We start from the raw sequence: 17,484 nt of genomic DNA on the forward strand, positions 1-17,484 counted from the left end.
CTTTCGAACCACCGTCACGTTTCCTGCTTGACCATATTTTCAAGCGGGGCACCATGAGCTTTTCATTTTCGGAACTCGACTTCCTCAAACCGGAGCTCGGGGCGGAATATATTGGTTCAGGCACCCACTTCGCCATCTTCTCGGCCCATGCGGAACAGATCGAACTTTGCCTCTTCTCGCCCGACGGAAAGGAAGAGATCGCGCGGCTGCCGCTGCCCAAACGCGAGGGCGATATCTGGTCGGGCTATATTGCCGGGGTCGGTCCCGGCACGGTCTACGGCTATCGCGCCCACGGCCCATATGATCCGCAGGCCGGCCATCGCTTCAACCCGAACAAGCTCCTGCTCGATCCCTATGCCAAGCAGGTGACGGGCGACCTTGACTGGCACGACGGGCTGTTCGGCTACCGGATCGGCGAGGACGATCTGTCCTACGATGAGCGCGACAGTGCGCCCTTCATGGTCAAGAGCGTGGTGCAGGATCCTGATTTCGACTGGGCGGGTGAAGAGGCAATCCGCCGGCCCTGGCCCGATACCATCATCTACGAGGCGCATGTGCGCGGCCTGACGATGACGCATCCGAAAGTGCCCGACCGGCTGCGCGGCACCTTTCTCGGCATGTGCAGCGATCCGATCATCGACCATCTGGTCAAGCTCGGCATCTCGGCGATCGAACTCCTGCCGATCCAGTATTTCCTCGACGATCGCTATCTGCTGGAAAAGAACCTCAGCAACTACTGGGGTTACCAGACCCTCGGCTTCTTTGCGCCGCAATCGCGCTACATGTCCGGCGACAAGATCACCGAGATCAAGACCATGGTGAAGAAGTTTCATGCCGCCGGCATCGAGGTCATCATGGATGTGGTCTACAACCACACTGCCGAAGGCAGCGAGAAGGGGCCGACTCTGTCCTTTCGCGGGCTCGACAATGCAAGCTATTACATCCTTTCCCCCGACGATCCCCGCCACACATTCGACACCACAGGCACCGGCAATACGTTGAACGTTGCCCATCCCATGGTGATGCGCATGGTGCTCGACAGCCTGCGCTACTGGGTGGGAGTCATGCATATCGACGGTTTCCGCTTCGATCTCGCTAGCACGCTCGGCCGGCAGGATCTGGAGTTCGACCGTCAGGGGCTGTTCTTCGGCGCGATCCGCCAGGATCCAATCCTGGCCGGCGTCAAGCTGATTGCCGAACCCTGGGATATTGGCGAAGGCGGATATCAGGTCGGCGGGTTCCCGCACCCGTTCCGCGAGTGGAACGACAAGTTCCGGGACGACGTGCGCCGTTTCTGGAAAGGCGACGGCGGCATGGTGTCGGAGCTGGCGGCGCGCATCACCGGCTCGGCGCTGCAATTCAACCATTCGGACCGGGGGGCGACCTCCTCGATCAATCTGCTGTCGGCCCATGACGGCTTCACCCTGATGGACACCGTCTCTTTCGACGGCAAGCACAACGAGGCGAATGGCGAGGACAACCGCGACGGCCATTCGGAAAATCATTCCGACAATATGGGCGTCGAGGGCGCCACAGATAATCCCGATATCAATGCGGCGCGCGCACGGCGGCGGCGCAACATGATGGCGACGCTGATGCTATCCCAGGGTGTGCCGATGATCCTGGCTGGCGACGAACTCGGCAACAGCCAGGGCGGCAACAACAATGCCTATTGCCAGGACAACGAGATCGGCTGGACGGGGTGGGAGGGGCTCGACGATCCCTTCCTCGATTTCTGCCGGCAGGCCGTTGCCTTCCGTAAGGCTCATCCGGTTCTCAGGCAGGAGCGGTTCCTGACCGGCGAGACCAGCGACGATGGTCGCATCGAGATCGCCTGGTACAAGCCGGACGGCAGTTTCATGGATGAGGGCGCCTGGAACGACAATGGATTGCAAGTGCTCGGCGTCTATCTCTCGAAAAGCGCGCATGCCCCCGATACCGAGACGATGGACGACCTCTTCCTCGTCTTCAATGCCGGCGGTGACTGCGAGGTTCATCTGCCTGTCGTGAACGGACTGAAAGAGTGGTCCCGGGTTCTCGACACCGGCGCGGAGACCGGCGCCTTCGACGTGCACGTTCAGGACAATCCCGTCATGGTCTACACCCAGAGCCTGGCCGTCTTCGCGCCGACAGGCCAGACCCGGCCGCCCGAAGGCTCGAGCAAGGCCCAGCGTCGCCGATGGTTCCAGTTCGGGCGCCGTGGCAAATAGCAGGTCGTCAACAGCATGAATGCCGAAGTCATCACCGAACTTGGCCTCATCTATGTCAGCGATTCCGAACCGGGCATCCGCAGGCGAAGGAAAGGCAAGGGCTTCAGCTATGTCATGCCTGACGGCACGACGCTTTCCGATGAGTTGCAGCGGGCGCGCATCGGCGCCCTCGGTCTGCCGCCGGCCTATGAGAATGTCTGGATATGTCTCTACGAGAACGGTCATCTGCAGGCGACCGGCATCGATGCGCGCGGGCGCAAACAATATCGCTATCACAAGGACTGGCAATCGTTCCGCAGCGCCGGGAAGTTCTACCAGCTGATCGAATTCGGTCAGGCACTGCCGAAGATCCGCCGCACCGTGCTGCGCCATCTCGACACCGGTGCCGAGGATGTCAACGGCGTGTTGGCGGCTCTGACGACGCTGCTCGACGAGGCGCATCTGCGGGTCGGCAATCAAGCCTATGTCCGGGAGAACGGCACTTATGGCGCAACGACGCTGCTGAAGCGGCATCTGAAAATCGTCGACGGGCGGATCGAGCTGAAGTTCCGCGCCAAGGGCGGCAAGCGCGTCCAGCGCAGTCTCAAGCATCCCAGGCTGCAGAAAATCCTGGAAGAGATTTCGGACTTGCCCGGGCGCCAGCTCTTCGTCTGGAAGGATGAAAGCGGTGCGCTGAAACCGGTCGATTCCGGCCGGCTGAACGCCTACCTGGCGGAGATATCTGGCATTCCCATTTCCGCCAAGACGTTCCGCACCTGGGCCGGATCGCTGGCGGCCTTCGGTGTCGCCCGCGAACGGATCGCCGGCGGCGGCCGGCCGACCGTCAAGGAAATGTCGGAGGCTGCGGCCGAGGCGCTGCACAACACACCGGCGATCTCACGCTCGAGCTACATCCATCCGGCGATCATCGGGCTCGCCGGCAATGACCATGCTTTGATCGAAGGCGGCAACGAGCCGCTGCGGGGCTTGCGGGCGGAAGAAAACAGGCTACTTGATTTCCTGACACGCGAGATCGAGGAATGAGCTCCCCGCCAGCATCGGACGTATCCCTGACCCATCCCGACCGGCTTTTCTGGCCGGACGAGGGCGTGACCAAGCAGACGCTGGCGGATTATTACGCCGCCGTCTGGCATTTCATGGCGCCCTATCTCGTCGATCGGCCGCTGGCGCTTTTGCGCCTGCCGGACGGGATAAAAAGCCACCAGCGGTTTTTCCAGAAACATGGCTGGAAGGGCATGAATTCTCGCATCGAGGAGATCGCCGACCCCCAGGACGCGCAGAGCGAGAAACTGCTGCGCATTTCCGATTTCGACGGGCTTGTTGCGCTGGTGCAATCGGCGGCCCTTGAAATTCATCTCTGGGGCACGACGACCGACCATTGGGAAACACCCGATATGATCATCATGGACCTCGACCCCGGCGAGGATGTCGTCTGGAGCGCGGTGATAGCGGCAGCGCTTGAGGTCAAGGCGCGGCTGGAAGCCCGCCGCCTTGCAGCCTTCGTCAAGACCTCAGGCGGCAAGGGGCTGCATGTGGTGGCGCCGCTTGCGCCGAAGGCCGGCTGGGCCGAGGCCAAGGATTTCGCCCATTCGCTTGCCGAAAGCATGTCGGCCGACGCGCCGGAGAAATATCTGGCAACGGCGACGAAGGCAAAACGCGGCGGGCATATTTATATCGATTATCTCCGCAACGGCCGCGGCAGCACGACGGTCGCACCCTATTCGACGCGGGCGCGGACGGGTGCCCCGGTGTCGATGCCGCTCGACTGGTCCGATCTGAACGAGCTCGGCGGTCCGGCCGCATTCACCCTCGCCAATGTGCCGCAGCGGCTGGAAACCCGGCCGCGCGATCCCTGGGGCGATTTCTTCGATGCGGCCGTGCCGCTCCCATGAATGGCGCACTCATTCCGTGCTGTCGAGCTCGGGATAATGCCTGAAAATTCCCTCCTCGTTGAAGGCGAGGCGGCGAGGGGAGGCGAGATAGCGGGCGATGTTCGGCCGCTTTTCCACCGCAGCATGCAGGGCCAGAAGGGCGGGGTAATCGGCCTCGCGTCTGGCCATGGCCTTCGGAAAGGCATAGGTCAGGCCTTCGATCACCTGGAACAGCGAAAGGTCGACATAGGTCAGCGCGTCGCCGACGATATGGCCGGAACCATCGGGGTTTTGCCGCAGCACACGCTCGAAATAGCCAAGGTACTTCGGAATGCGCTGGCCGATAAAGGCCGCCGAGCGGGCCTTCGCCTCCTGCTTCTGCTCTTCGTAATATCGTCCCATGTCGATCGGGTGATGCGTGTCGTGCACCTCGGCGACGAGATCGGTGACGGTCAGTTGCAGGCCGTTGGCGACATGACGAAGGCCTTCATCCCTGGGCGCAAGTCCCAGCCTCGGGCCGAGATAAAACAGGATGTTGGCGACATGCGGGATAATCAGATCGCCATCCTTCAGGAAGGGTGGCGCGAAGGGGATATGCGCTTCGCTTTCGCTTTCGATGATGTCGAACATGGCGCCGGTGCCGCGGCCGGGTTCACGGGCAATGTCGACGTAGTCGGCGCCAGCCTCTTCCAACGCAAGCCGGACGAATTCACCACGTCCCTGAATGCCGTCCCAATAATAAAGCTGATATGCCACGCTCAACTCCTCCTTCCGCAATGCGCCCTTGCCCAAGGGTGACGCGCCGCATTTTTTCAGCTGCTCGCCGGCGCGATTGAAGTAAAAAAGGCAGCATTGAAGTGGCGCCGCGAAATGGCTTGAATTGCAGTGATCCTGTCTTCTCGGCGGAATGCTTGATCAATCGGGCACCGTACCGGTTCGCAAAATAATCAACTGGGGCGGAGCGCAAAGGTTCCTCGGTTTACCATGAGGGCTTCTCGAGCAAAGCATGCAGGGTGGCGCAGTCTTCCGATAGTCCCGCAGGTGTTCGCCTTGCGTTCCTCGAACGCGTTGTGTTACACCCGCGCAAATTCTCAAAGTGGTATTGGCGATGCTGACTACATTCGCGGCCGCAAAAAAATACATCTTCCGCCGGATCAAATATCTATTGCGGAACCCCACGCCGCCAACGAGCCCTACGCCTTTTGCTGGGCCGGTCGTGGTGCTGGGGTCGGCGCCGGCATCTCACAAACCGATAGGTCTCGACGCAACATATCGCATCATTTCCGTGAACGCATCACAACTCGCGCTTCAGTCCTGGGGCATCGCCGCGCCCGACATCACGTTGATGGGTTATAACGAAATCGAAGGCACCAATAAGAGTGCAGTGGAAACGCGGCGCGTTCTTGGCGGAAAGAGGACCGGCTCCCTTTATGTGCTGGCCTGGCGCCATGGCCGCGAACGCTTGGAAGCAGGTCTCGAAGCATTCGGCTATCGCTGTACCGAGGCCCACATCATCGATCGCTATCAGAGGATCGCTCTAGTGCACAAGGTCAGCGGGCACCTGAACCTGGAGCTCGACGCCGAAACCAAGTGTTCAAATGGTATCGTCGCAGTCCTTTTTGCGCTCTACAATGGGTCGAAGGCCGTTATAATCTCTGGAATAAACCCGCATTCCATCGGGCATGTCTACAATAGCGCCAATCTGGAGCGTAAGCATGTCCGAACGGACAGCGAAACCTTGGCTAGGCTTGTCCGGCGCGGCTACCCCATCTACACGGCCGATCCGCAAGTGGCTGAGGACGTCGGCCTACCGCTTTGGCAGGGCAATGGCCAGGATGGTTGAAGCAAAGGATAGGTTTGACTTGCGATCGCCTGACATCCTCATAAGACGCTTGCGCGCTTCTCGCTCCGAGTCGTCTTGACAGCGGGTGGTGGCGACGACCGCTCCAGGAGGGCTCAGGCGCCCTGCTGTACGAAGAGCAGGCGTTCGCGAGCTGCGAACCACTCCTCGGCATAATCATCGTTCCTATATTTCTCGAAATACGGTCCACCGTTGGTGAAATGGACGTTTTTGGCGTCTTCGCGGTAGTCGTATTCGTTGACGAGATAGTTCCACGTCAGCGGTAATTCGCCGATTAGATCGTCATTCTCTAGCCACTTGAACTGATGCAGTTGCAGGCCGGTCGCCGTGTTCACGTAGTCGGGCGTCAGTGCCCGGCACTTGCTGTTGTTGAACAGGACGAAGCTCGACCAGTTCTTCTTTTCGTACTTGGTCTGGATCTGGCCGAGGAATTTCGTCTCGATCTTCGGCCGGTAGTCATGCTTGACGCACATGACGGCATAGCGATCGTTGCGCAGGGCCCAAACCTCTGCAATATCGGCCCGCATCAGCATGTCGCAATCCATGAAGATGCTCCAGCCCTGATAACCGCTGAGATAAGGTGTCAGGAAGCGCGAGAAGGAGAATTCAGTCGACTGCAGCGCATGGCGCTCGCGCGTGAATATTCCACCCAGATTTGAGAGCACGATGGGTGTGAATTCGACAGGCATCGAGGATTTCTCGATGATGCTCTGCACTAGGACGTGATAAGCAACAACTTCCTTGGAGTCGAATCCCACAAAGATCCGGATGCTTGGTAGTTTCATCTCGTATCCCGATTATTAAGTTGAAAATAGAGGCAGCGTTCTTTGTCCGCGGCTTGCGACAATCATCCCTTCGACTTTTCGAGGAAGCGCTCTTTACGGGTTTTCGGCTTGAAGCGCCGGAAGAAGTTTTCAACGGCGCGAATGGATTTGGTGACCGACATCAGCCTGTCGATCTGGCCGTTGGCATTGTGGAGCCGTTCGGACAAGACTTCGGCCGCCGTCATCGCGATCTCGATCGGCGGGACGTCAGGAAACCTTTTGGCCAGCGCCGAATAGGGGCTGGCATCGACGCCGCCCATCATCGAGATCGAGCCCATTCTGGCAAAAAGTCGCAGGAAGATCTGTTCGAACGTCCAATCGTGCACGTCGAAGACCTTCCACTTCTCGCTTCTCTTGGCCGAAAAGCCGGCAAGCAGGATCTTGCCCGGCAGCTTCAGATCGGCGAGCCAGAGCGCCATCGCAAAGCCGCTGGTGGCGATCCTGCCCGTCGGGTAGAGATCGCCAAGCATTTGCGTCAAGTCGAGGTGGCGGGCCTTGGCGTCCTTGAAGCGGCTTTCCTCGCTGAAGTTTTCCTCCGGGGAGACGCGAATATTGATCACACCCAGGAAGTCATCGCCGGCAAAGAAGCGCAGAACATCGCCCACCTCGCGCCGGTGGACGATATTGGCGCCCATCACGCCGCTGCGGGCAACCAGCACCGCATGGCCGGCGAAGGGCTCGTCGAGCACCTTGTAAACCTTGTTGAAGAAGACATAGAGCGCCGTCTCCGGCAACTCGCTTCGCAGCCGCTCAAGATCGACCGCTTCGCTATTCGCCACAAGCACGATATGGGAATAGCGCGACAGCAGCGCCTTCCACGCTTCCGGTGCCAACAGATTCAATCCGCCATCTTCGGCGGCCGTAGTCCTGATATCGCTCGGAATTGATGCCATCGGCTCACATGCTCTTTCCAAGGACGATGCGCCCGGGGCGGCGGCCGGAGCCTCGCATTGCGAACCGGGACGTCTGCACAAAGGCTATGTCGGTGTTCGACATGATCATCACGCCGTCCAGCCGCTCAAAGGTTTCGACCTCGACAAGCCAACAAGGCCTGTGGCCTTTTCTGAAAAGGTGAAGTCAACCGGCGGAACCACAGATTCGCGCCATCTGCAGCATAGATAAGCCGCATGTGAACATGGGTGCAGACTGTCACGGCCGTCATTCCCGCAAGCGCAAGCAACTACTACTGACCTGATTCCTATTTGATTTAAGAACACGCCACAATTGCAGTTTACCAGACAAATAATCAGTCGGCCAAGCTAGTTTTTTCTCGAAGAAAGGCCGATGATGGCAGGAAAGTAAGGAAATTATGTATCGAGGTATTGTTGATCGCCCGCTATTCATCCTCTTCGTCATTTTCGATAGAATTCTGGCGACGCTGGAAGGCGGCGAGCTGCCGCCTGTTACGTCATCGCCAAATTACCTCGGGATCGTTGAGATCGACTTAGTGGTTACTGTGGTGTTCGTGGCGCTTGCGCGTGGCGGCCGCCTTCTTGGCCGAAGCCGAGCGTTCCTCCTTCGAGCGTGCCGCGGATGCAGCGCCGCCGGCCCGGCCGCCCTTCTTGGAGGATTCATGCGTATCCTTCTTGCCGCGGCCAGACCCTGATTTGTTGCCGCCGCCGCTCTCCTTGTTGACCGTCGCCCAGGCACGCCGTTCGGCCTCCTTCTCGGAAACGCCGCGATCCTCGTAGCTTTCCTCGATGTGCTCGGCCTTGCGCTTCTGCTTGTCGGTATAGTCGGATTTGTCTCCTCGCGGCATCTTCGCCTCCTGTTGTTTGCAAAGGGATGCAATGCGTTTGCAGGAGAATCCAACCGGCGCGGAACGCAAAAGTTCCCTCGAAGGTCATTGCCCCGGATTTCGGATCAAAAGCCGGTTTTGTCAGATTTTCGAAGAGTAAGCCTGCATGAGCCTGGTATTGCAAGGAGCCGAGAACGCGGAAAAATACCTCGTCAAAGCGGATGGAAACGGCCTGATCGACGTGAATGGAGGTATCACCGGTCACCTATACCGTGGGAACGGGCCATTCCTATGAAGCCGATATCCGGCTGATGGTGCCGCGCGACTGGCTGCTGCAGAGGGGTTTCAACCGTGACGCGGTGGTGGCCAGCCGGCGCGGCGCGCGCATTCCCGTTTATCACGATGGTGCCAACCATCACGATGGTGCCAACCATCGTGGCGGCCGCTTGCAAGGGTAGGGAAAGGGCGCTTTCGAAATATCATGAATCGCTGCGCGTTCAACCCTCTGCACGGACAATGCGAGTCATCTTCGAGCCGTTATTTTCGATATAATTTTTGCGACGCTGCGAGGGCGCGACCAATGTCGAAGGAAGGCGGTTGCGGCGACGCGCGGGGGTCGCGGAAAACCAGTCCGACGAGCCTGTCGACGACAAGGATCAATCCGAGGGCGAGACCGAGATAGAGCAGCGCGTCGACGAGCAGGAGCGACATCTCCATATCTCACACGACCGCGGTAAAGGCGCAGCCGCCCGCGAAAAGGGCAAGGGAGAGAGCCTCGGTTAGGTTGTCGTTCATGGCGTATTCCCCGGTTTCGCCATAAACAGCCTCGGTCTGGTCTTGTTCCCGGCGATCGGGCGAGGGATCAACTTTTTTGGAAAGCCTCAAAGCTTGCAGCGTCATCCGGCCTCTGTTCGCCCCCGCGTGAAATAGCCCACCTCCGAACCTTCATAAAACACAACTAATTCAGGCATATGACAAAGAAAGGCCGAAGGGCGTCGCGACGACGCCCTTTGATTGAAGTGTTCGGTATGCCAGTGTTCACGACGCCGTCTTGCGGCTCGCACTCCGCTTGGGCGCTGGCGTGACGACGCCATTGGTCTTGGCGCCAGTTGTAGCACCCTTCGTGGCCGTTGCGGCGCGCTTGGCTTTGGGCCTGGTTTCCTTGCCGTTGGACACGGCAGCAGAACCTTCAAGCGCTTCGCGCTCGTGCCGTGCCTGTTCCCAGTGGATGGAATCTCGCCCTGTCGGATAACCCTCTTCTTCCCAGAGGGCATATGCACGTTTTTTGATCCACTCTTCCCGAGTTTCTGCCATCGCTGATCTCCAGTCACATGAATGCCGTCGTTCGAACGCGATACTGCTGGGATGGTTCCAGAGGAGGGCCGCTGTTTCAAGCGAAATCGAGCCGCAACCCTAAATATTTCGCGTCGCAGCATATCAGGGTTGAGAATCATCCTTCATCGCAGCTGAAATGCCGCCGCCTTGTGCAGATCTGACACGAACTGACGGCGCTGCCGGTGCTGCTCGGCCTCGTCACGGATGCGCAGCAGGTAGGAAGGATGGATGGTGACCAGAACGGGCGGACGGTTCGTCGGCTGCAGGATATGGCCGCGTTCCGGCGTCAGTTTCACTTTCGGCCCGAGCAGCGCGTAGAGCGCCGTTGCGCCGAGCGCCACGACGAGTTTCGGCTGCAAGAGGTTGAGCTCCGCCCCGAGCCACCAGGCGCAACGCCGGATCTCGCCGGCATTCGGCTTTGCGTGCAGTCGCCGCTTGCCGCGCGGCGTGAACTTGAAGTGCTTGACGGCATTGGTGACATAGCAGCGCTGGCAGTCGAGACCGGCTTCTTCGAGACAATGATCGAGGAGATGGCCGGCGGGACCAACGAAAGGCCTGCCGGTGATATCTTCCCGGTCGCCCGGCTGCTCGCCGACAAGCGCGATCTCGGCCTTGTCGGGGCCTTCGCCGAAGACGAGCTGCGTGGCGTTTCTGTAGAGATCACAGCGGGTGCAGCCTTCGGCATGACGCCGGAGTTCCGCAATGCTTTCGGCATCCGCGACGTCGAGGGTCAAAGCGGGACCGATGTTTGCGGCGATGTTCATGATCGTGATCCTCATCTCTTCGGGATCAATCGCTCTCCACCGGGATTGTTCCCCGGTCGATCCGGCGAGGCTGACGGATTGCGGCGAAAAAATTCCCGTCATGGGAGAGCAATTGAACGCGGCCGTTTCGCGGCTATATTGGCGGGCGATGTTCTATCTCCTATCGACCTACTGGCCGCATATCCTCTTTGTCGTTTCGATCGCCATGGGAGCCGCGGCGGCGATCCATGCCGCCATGACCAAGGAGGAAGTACGCGCCGCGATCGGCTGGGTCGGCGTCATCATCCTGTCTCCGATCGTCGGCGCGCTGCTCTATGCGATTGCCGGCATCAACCGCATCCGCCGCAAATCGCTGAGCATTCGCCGCGACGCCCTGCTGCTTGCGCCCGGCATCGACGAGCTGGAGAGGTTCGACGCCGAGGCCGAGACCGTCATCAGCCAGTTCGGCCGCCGCTTCGCGGCGCTGCAGACGCTCGGCGACCGGGTCACCCGCAACCCGCTGACCTCGGGCAATGCGATCGACATGCTGGAGACCGGTGACGAGGCCTATGCGGCGATGAGATCCGCCATCGACGAGGCGAGCCGCAGCATCCTGCTCGAAACCTATATTTTCGACCGCGACGCCATCGGTCTTCGCATCGCCGATGCGCTGATTGCGGCGGTCAAGCGCGGCGTGGCGGTGCGGGTGCTGATCGATGCCGTCGGCGCGCGTTATTCGGTGCCGAGCATTCTCGGCTATCTCAAGGAGGGTGGCGTCACCGTCGCCGTCTTCAACGGCAACGTCATCATCGGTCTGCGGCTGCCCTATGCCAATCTGCGCACCCACCGCAAGATCCTGATCGTCGACGGCCGCATTGCCCTGACCGGCGGGATGAATATCAGGGCGGGCTTCAGCGAGCAGGAGACGGGCGAGAGCTTCGCGCACGATACGCATTTCAGCGTCACCGGCCCTGTCGTCGCCGACCTCTTCGACCTTGCCGCCGAAGACTGGCGCTTCACCACCGCAGAGCTGTTGAACGGCGAAGCCTGGCGCATCGAACCGCCGCAGCGCAACCCCGGCGATCCCATCCTGATGCGCGTCGTCGCTTCCGGGCCGGATCGAAGCGTTGAAACCAACCACAAGATGCTGATGGGCGCCTTTTCCGTCGCGCGCCAATCAATCCGCATCATGTCGCCCTATTTCCTGCCGGACCGCGAACTGATCAGCGCCCTGGTGACGGCGGCGCGCCGCGGCGTCGAAGTCGATATCATCGTGCCTGACGTCAACAATCTCATGCTGGTCGACCGGGCGATGACGGCGCAATTCGATCAGATCCTCAAGAACTATTGCCGCATCTGGCGCTCGACCGGCAGCTTCAGCCACTCGAAGCTGCTGACGATCGACGGGACCTGGTCCTATGTCGGTTCTTCCAATCTCGATCCACGCTCGCTCAGGCTGAATTTCGAGGTTGATCTCGAAGTGCTGAACGAGGGCTTTGCCGCCGAGATCGACGAGCATATCGACGAAACCCTGAAATCGGCGACGCTGGTGACGCTGGAGGGCTTGCGCGCGCGGCCCTTTCCGGTGCGGCTGCTCGAGAAGGTGCTGTGGTTGGGATCGCCCTATCTTTGAGCGATTTTTTATCGTCGGACATGGCAAGTTCGGCTTGCCCGCCTATACTGCCGGGTGAAGCCCTTTGTGATCAACCGAATAAGTGCGCTGTTGCGATGCACGCCAGAAAAGACAGCCTTCCCGCCAGCATTCTCGCCTCGATCAGGAGCCGGAAGAAGCGGCTCGACGCGGCCCATATGGAGGCAAGGCCGCGCAGCGCCGGAACGCTGATTGCCTCCTACAATGTGCACAAATGCGTCGGCACCGACCGCCGCTTCGACCCAGAGCGCACCAGCCGGGTGATCCATGAAATCGGCGCCGACGTGATCGCGCTGCAGGAGGCCGATACGCGCTTCGGCGAGCGCACCGGCATTCTCGACCTCGGCCGACTGGAGCGCGAGACGGGCCTGATCCCGGTGCCGGTCGCCGGCATGGCCAAGGCGCATGGCTGGCACGGCAATGTCGTGCTGTTCAAGAAGGGGCTGGTGCATGACGTGCATCAGATCAAGCTGCCGGGGCTGGAGCCGCGCGGCGCCCTCGTCGCCGAGATCGAGATCGAAGAGGGCGGCGTGCTGCGCATCATCGCCGCGCATTTCGGCCTGTTGCGCCACAACAGAGCCCAGCAGGCCCGCACTTTGGTGGAACTGATAAGGGACCGGCGCGAGATGCCGACCATCCTGCTTGGCGACCTCAATGAGTGGCGCCTCGGCGACCGCTCCTCGCTGACCACGTTCCAGTCCGCCTTCGGAGAGTTGCCGCCCGCCGTCCCGAGCTTCCCCGCCGGCCTGCCGCTTCTGGCGCTCGACCGCATCATCGCCAACCGCAAGGGGATCATCACCGAAGTGGAAGCGCATGACACACCGCTGGCGCGCATTGCCTCGGACCATCTGCCGATCAAGGCGCTGGTCGACCTGAAACCGGCAGCCGCGTAGAAACCTGCGCACCTGTGGTCTCTGACCGGCAAGATCGGATGAATTCCGCGTCTTGCGTGCGATCGACATTTCGCGACATCCAATCGGTATGCAACTGCTGTCCGCGCCCTGGGATGGGGCGCAGAAGCTCTTGATCAATGGAAGCATTTATTCGCGCGACTGAAACGGCATCGCTCATTTCGAGCGAAACAAACCCGTGAGATCGCGAAGCCGCTGAACCCACAACCGCGGGTCGGTCACTTCAGGCGAGGACCTCGCGACCAGCCGGTCAAGACGCGGCACGAGAAATGCGGCCCAGTCGTCGAGATCGTTCTTGCCGAAGTAAGGCAACCAAACGTCGGACGGACCGTCCCATTGTCGGGGATTTGCCTTCGCCAGATCGCCGAGTTTTACAAGGACAGTTCCGCCATTGTCTCCGACAACTTCGATCTCCGGATCGGGATCGGGCCTCGGCAGGCGAGCGATGATGCGCTCTTCCAAAGCCTTGCCAACGGTTCGATCGGCCTCGCTCAGGCGACGCAATATGCGTGTGTCACCGGCGGAGCCGGAACCTTCGGTCATGTTGAGCGTGAATTTGCCGCCGATCACGCCATTCGAATATCGGGATACCTGTAACCAGAAGACCCGCCCACCTCGGACAAAGCTGCATTTGCCGGCCGCTTGCGATTCCCAGCCAAGCTCCTGAAATCGCGAAGCCAGCAGCGACCGCATGTGCCGATGAAAGTCCTTGCTTTTCACGTAGTCGCGCATGCTTCCGAGCCTATGCTTTGGCTACAACCTTTCGGAGCATGTCACGGCCTGATCGAAGGCACAATGCCTGACCTTGGGAAGAACCGCCTTGTGGGCGATTCGCATTCGTAATCGCAAACAGTCCTTGACGCCTCCCGATCTTTGAGAAATGCTAAGATGTCAGACCAATTTCGGGTCCTGACTGCCTGACAAGAAAATGGGGAACCATGAAGGCAAACAGCAGCGACAGGCCGGTGATTCGGCCGCTTCCCGCGATCGACCGCGCCCGTCAGGTGACCGATGCGCTGGCGGATTATGTCGAAGACGCCCGTCTGCAGGCAGGGGACCGGCTGCCGGCGGAGCGCGAGCTGATGGCAGCCCTTGCCGTCGGGCGTTCGACCATTCGCGAGGCGATCCGCCATTTTCAGGCGCTCGGCGTCATCGAGACGCGCAAGGGCAGCGGCACCTATCTGCTGAAGCCGGTGTCCCGGGCGACGATTCATATGCCGCTGTCGTTCGATGCGGCGCATCTGCGCGACGCACTGTTGCAGACGCTCGAGGTTCGCCGCGGCATCGAATGCGAGGCAGGCATGGTGGCGGCGCGGCGGCGCACGGCGAAGGATCTCGTCGTCATCGAGGAGAAACTCAACGAGATGGAGCGGGTGCATCTGGAGAAGGGTACATCCGGGCCGGAGGATCTGGCCTTCCATCTCGCCGTCTACGACGCCACCCACAATCCGCTGTTTCGCCAGCTGCTCGAACAGATGCGCGAGACTTTCGAGCGCTTCTGGGAGCATCCCTTCGACCGGCAGGATTTCGCCCGCCGGTCCTTTCCCTTTCACCGCACCCTTTTCAACGCGATCGCTGCCGGAGATGCCGAGGCGGCGCGCGCCGAAACGTTGAAAATTCTCGATATCGTCGAGGAAGACATCAAGGAGATGTCCAAATGAGCAGCGGCGCAGATCCGTTCGATCTTGCTTCCATCATCACCGCCCATGACGACGGCAACTTCGCCGATGCCGTCGTGCCGCCGATCTTCCAGACCTCGCTTTTCACCTTTTCCGATTATGATGAAATGATCACCGTCTATCGCGGTGAAAAGGTGCGGCCGACCTATACGCGCGGGCTGAACCCGACGGTGCGCGCCTTCGAGGAAATGCTGGCCAAGCTCGAAGGCGCGGAGGATGCGCTGGGTTTTGCCAGCGGCATGGCGGCGATCTCGTCGAGTGTTTTGAGCTTCGTCGAGCCGGGCGACCGCATCGTCGCAGTCAAACATGTCTATCCCGATGCCTTCCGCCTGTTCGGCACCATCCTGAAGCGGATGAAGATCGAGGTGACCTATGTCGACGGGCGCGACGAGGAGTCGGTCGCCAAAGCGCTGCCCGGCGCCAAGCTGCTCTACCTGGAAAGCCCGACGAGCTGGGTGATGGAGGCCCATGATGTCGGCGCGCTCGCAGCGCTCGCCAAGCGCCACGGCGCAGTCTCGATGATCGACAACAGCTGGGCGAGCCCGTTCTTCCAGCGGCCGCTGACGCTCGGTGTCGATCTCGTCATCCATTCGGCCTCGAAATATCTCGGCGGCCATAGCGATGTGGTGGCGGGCATCGTTGCCGGCTCGAAAGAGATGATCGCGCGCATCAAGGCCGAAGCCTATCCCTATCTCGGCGGCAAGCTTTCGCCTTTCGACGCATGGCTGCTGATCCGCGGCCTGCGTACGCTGCCGCTGCGCATGAAGGCCCATGAGGCGTCCGCGCTCGAGATTGCGAGGCGCCTGCAGCGGCTCGAAATGGTGGAGACGGTCTGCCATCCCGGCCTCGCCAACCGACTGCCCGCCGGGCTCAACGGCACGTCGGGCCTGTTTTCCTTCATCTTTCGCGAGGGCGTCGATATCCGCGCCTTCGCCGACCACCTCAAGCTCTTCAAACTGGGTGTAAGCTGGGGTGGGCACGAAAGCCTGATCGTACCAGGCGAGGTGGTGCTGCAGCAGAAGGCACAGCCGAACTCCGCGCAAACCTTCGGCATCCACGCGCGATCCGTACGCCTCCATGTCGGCCTCGAAGGAACCGAGGCCCTGTGGAGAGACATCGAGGAGGCGCTCGCCGCCGCCTCATTATCCTGAAACCCGAGAGAAACCGAAAAGGGGGAACTGAGCATGAAAAAACTAATAATCTCGACGCTCTTTGCTTCGATGATGGCAGGCACGGCCTTTGCCGATACGACGCTGAAACTTGTCGAAGTCATCACCAGCCCGGAGCGCACCGAAACACTGAAATCGATCGTCGGCAAGTTCGAGGCCGCCAATCCCGGCACCAAGGTCGACATCATCTCGCTGCCGTGGAACGAAGCCTTCCAGAAGTTCGCCACCATGGTGTCGGCCGGCGACGTGCCCGACGTGATGGAGATGCCCGATACCTGGCTGTCGCTCTATGCCAATAATGGCATGCTCGAAAGCCTCGAGCCCTATCTCGCAAAGTGGGAGCACACGAAGGAGCTGACGCCGCGTGCGCTGGAACTCGGCCGCGACGTCAAGAACACCGCCTATATGCTGCCCTACGGCTTCTACCTCAGGGCGATGTTCTACAACAAGAAGCTGCTCTCGGAGGCCGGTGTTGCGGCACCGCCGAAGACTCTGGATGAGTTCACCGCGGCCTCCGAGAAGGTGTCCAAGCTGCCGGGCAAATACGGCTACTGCATGCGCGGCGGGCCGGGCAGCCTCAACGGCTGGATGATCTTCGCCGCCTCGATGGCCGGCTCGAACAAATACTTCAACGAGGACGGCACCTCGACGATGAACAGCCCCGGCTGGGCCAAGGGCATCCAATGGATGGTCGATCTCTACAAGAAGGGCTATGCGCCGAAGGACAGCGTCAACTGGGGCTTCAACGAAGTCGTCGCCGGCTTCTATTCCGGCACCTGCGCCTTCCTCGATCAGGACCCGGATGCGCTGATCGCCATTGCCGAACGGATGAAAAAGGAAGATTTCGGCGTCATGCCGCTGCCGAAGGGGCCTGATGGCAAGTCCTTCCCGACCATCGGCTACGGCGGCTGGTCGATGTTCTCGACGAGCGCCAACAAGGATCTCTCCTGGAAGCTGATCGCCACGCTCGAAGGGCCGGAAGGCAATATCGAGTGGAACAAGCGCATCGGCGCCCTGCCGGCCTATACCGCGGCCGAGAAGGACCCGTTCTATGCCGGTGACCAGTTCAAGGGCTGGTTTGAGGAACTGGCGGACTCGAACACGGTGCCGACGGTCATGCCGACCTACCTCGAGGAATTCGCCTACTTCAAGGATTCGCTGGCGATCAAAACCTCGCAGCAGGCCTTGCTCGGCGATATCTCGGCCAAGGATCTGGCCGACCAGTGGGCGGACTATCTGACCAAGGCGCAGCAGAAGTTTCTGAGCAAGAAGTAAATGGAAGAAGGGGGCTTCGAGCTGGAGGCCCCCTCATCCGGCTGCCGCCACCTCTACCTGGGTCGAGCCACTGGTCTCGACCCGTCCTTCGGACCCCCGTGGTGGAGAAGGGAATATGCCGCAACGTCTCCGTTCCCTTCTCCCCAGCGGGGAGAAGGTAGCCCGTAGGGTCGGAGGAGGGGGCCGCACGCGCATTCGAAGCCTTGACTCGCACATT

The 17,484-nt window shown here is 60.6% G+C and carries 18 protein-coding genes and 1 pseudogene; 10 read left to right on the forward strand and 9 right to left on the reverse strand.

Features of this window, described 5'->3' with window-relative positions; genetic code table 11:
• The first annotated feature begins 53 nt into the window (after positions 1-53).
• The 3 genes from glgX to ligD are packed head-to-tail and all read left to right on the forward strand — an operon-like array spanning position 54 to position 4,102.
• On the forward strand, positions 54-2,210 hold the full coding sequence (glgX, locus tag J2J99_RS27720) for a glycogen debranching protein GlgX (RefSeq protein WP_168296539.1): 2,157 nt from the start codon (positions 54-56) through the stop codon (positions 2,208-2,210).
• 15 nt (positions 2,211-2,225) lie between these two features.
• The gene (locus J2J99_RS27725; protein WP_168296540.1) at positions 2,226-3,233 is read left to right on the forward strand and encodes a DNA topoisomerase IB; all 1,008 of its coding nucleotides are present in this window, start codon (positions 2,226-2,228) and stop codon (positions 3,231-3,233) included.
• Entirely contained in the window at positions 3,230-4,102 is an 873-nt protein-coding gene (gene ligD / locus J2J99_RS27730) for a non-homologous end-joining DNA ligase (protein ID WP_168296541.1), read from the forward strand. The genes J2J99_RS27725 and ligD overlap by 4 nt, the downstream gene beginning before the upstream one ends.
• Positions 4,103-4,111: 9 nt before the next feature.
• Here the strand turns inward: ligD and J2J99_RS27735 are convergent, their stop codons facing one another.
• Positions 4,112-4,837 carry a glutathione S-transferase gene (locus tag J2J99_RS27735; RefSeq protein ID WP_168296542.1) on the reverse strand — a complete coding sequence of 242 codons (726 nt, stop codon included), beginning with the start codon at positions 4,835-4,837 and terminating at the stop codon, positions 4,112-4,114.
• 352 nt (positions 4,838-5,189) lie between these two features.
• Between J2J99_RS27735 and J2J99_RS27740 the strand changes: the two genes are divergently transcribed.
• Positions 5,190-5,924, forward strand: coding sequence for a membrane-anchored protein (locus J2J99_RS27740; RefSeq protein ID WP_168296543.1), 735 nt, complete (start codon positions 5,190-5,192; stop codon positions 5,922-5,924).
• 113 nt (positions 5,925-6,037) lie between these two features.
• On the opposite strand, the gene J2J99_RS27745 is transcribed toward J2J99_RS27740, so the two are convergent.
• From J2J99_RS27745 to J2J99_RS27755, 3 genes are all read right to left on the reverse strand, one after another.
• Entirely contained in the window at positions 6,038-6,727 is a 690-nt protein-coding gene (locus J2J99_RS27745; protein WP_168296544.1) for a glycosyltransferase, read from the reverse strand.
• 62 nt (positions 6,728-6,789) lie between these two features.
• Positions 6,790-7,659, reverse strand: coding sequence for a 3-deoxy-manno-octulosonate cytidylyltransferase (locus J2J99_RS27750; RefSeq protein ID WP_207600996.1), 870 nt, complete (start codon positions 7,657-7,659; stop codon positions 6,790-6,792).
• 551 nt (positions 7,660-8,210) lie between these two features.
• Positions 8,211-8,525 (reverse strand): plasmid stabilization protein, encoded by a 315-nt coding sequence (locus J2J99_RS27755; protein WP_168296546.1) that lies wholly within the window; start codon positions 8,523-8,525, stop codon positions 8,211-8,213.
• Between the two features lie 145 nt (positions 8,526-8,670).
• Between J2J99_RS27755 and J2J99_RS27760 the strand changes: the two are divergent.
• Positions 8,671-8,953, forward strand: a pseudogene (locus tag J2J99_RS27760) (hypothetical protein); the annotation flags it as partial.
• Between the two features lie 88 nt (positions 8,954-9,041).
• Here J2J99_RS27760 and J2J99_RS27765 read toward each other — a convergent pair.
• The 4 genes from J2J99_RS27765 to J2J99_RS27780 form a co-directional block, all read right to left on the reverse strand.
• Positions 9,042-9,221 carry a hypothetical protein gene (locus J2J99_RS27765; protein WP_168296547.1) on the reverse strand — a complete coding sequence of 60 codons (180 nt, stop codon included), beginning with the start codon at positions 9,219-9,221 and terminating at the stop codon, positions 9,042-9,044.
• A 3-nt stretch (positions 9,222-9,224) separates the two neighbouring features.
• The gene (locus tag J2J99_RS27770) at positions 9,225-9,404 is read right to left on the reverse strand and encodes a hypothetical protein (RefSeq protein ID WP_168296548.1); all 180 of its coding nucleotides are present in this window, start codon (positions 9,402-9,404) and stop codon (positions 9,225-9,227) included.
• 138 nt (positions 9,405-9,542) lie between these two features.
• Entirely contained in the window at positions 9,543-9,818 is a 276-nt protein-coding gene (locus J2J99_RS27775) for a DUF2934 domain-containing protein (RefSeq protein WP_168296549.1), read from the reverse strand.
• A 143-nt stretch (positions 9,819-9,961) separates the two neighbouring features.
• A complete protein-coding gene (locus J2J99_RS27780) occupies positions 9,962-10,603 on the reverse strand; it encodes a UdgX family uracil-DNA binding protein (protein ID WP_168296550.1) in 642 nt (213 codons plus the stop codon).
• Positions 10,604-10,751: 148 nt separating this feature from the next.
• Here J2J99_RS27780 and J2J99_RS27785 point away from each other — a divergent pair, with 148 nt between their 5' ends.
• Positions 10,752-12,215 (forward strand): phospholipase D-like domain-containing protein, encoded by a 1,464-nt coding sequence (locus J2J99_RS27785; RefSeq protein WP_168296571.1) that lies wholly within the window; start codon positions 10,752-10,754, stop codon positions 12,213-12,215.
• A gap of 95 nt (positions 12,216-12,310) precedes the next feature.
• Positions 12,311-13,126, forward strand: coding sequence for an endonuclease/exonuclease/phosphatase family protein (locus tag J2J99_RS27790; RefSeq protein WP_168296551.1), 816 nt, complete (start codon positions 12,311-12,313; stop codon positions 13,124-13,126).
• A gap of 174 nt (positions 13,127-13,300) precedes the next feature.
• Here J2J99_RS27790 and J2J99_RS27795 read toward each other — a convergent pair whose 3' ends face one another.
• On the reverse strand, positions 13,301-13,876 hold the full coding sequence (locus J2J99_RS27795; protein WP_168296552.1) for a hypothetical protein: 576 nt from the start codon (positions 13,874-13,876) through the stop codon (positions 13,301-13,303).
• A 206-nt stretch (positions 13,877-14,082) separates the two neighbouring features.
• On the opposite strand from J2J99_RS27795, the gene J2J99_RS27800 reads away from it, so the two are divergent.
• From J2J99_RS27800 to J2J99_RS27810, 3 genes are read left to right on the forward strand one after another with little or no spacing between them, the layout of a single operon-like run.
• Positions 14,083-14,805, forward strand: a complete 723-nt coding sequence (locus J2J99_RS27800; protein WP_168296553.1) for a FadR/GntR family transcriptional regulator — start codon at positions 14,083-14,085, stop codon at positions 14,803-14,805.
• The gene (locus J2J99_RS27805; RefSeq protein WP_168296554.1) at positions 14,802-15,974 is read left to right on the forward strand and encodes a PLP-dependent transferase; all 1,173 of its coding nucleotides are present in this window, start codon (positions 14,802-14,804) and stop codon (positions 15,972-15,974) included. Before J2J99_RS27800 ends, J2J99_RS27805 begins: the two co-directional genes overlap by 4 nt.
• A gap of 33 nt (positions 15,975-16,007) precedes the next feature.
• Positions 16,008-17,267, forward strand: a complete 1,260-nt coding sequence (locus J2J99_RS27810) for an ABC transporter substrate-binding protein (RefSeq protein ID WP_168296555.1) — start codon at positions 16,008-16,010, stop codon at positions 17,265-17,267.
• Positions 17,268-17,484: the final 217 nt, after the last annotated feature.

Origin of the sequence: Rhizobium binae, assembly GCF_017357225.1 — a bacterium.
GTDB classification, from domain to species: domain Bacteria; phylum Pseudomonadota; class Alphaproteobacteria; order Rhizobiales; family Rhizobiaceae; genus Rhizobium; species Rhizobium binae.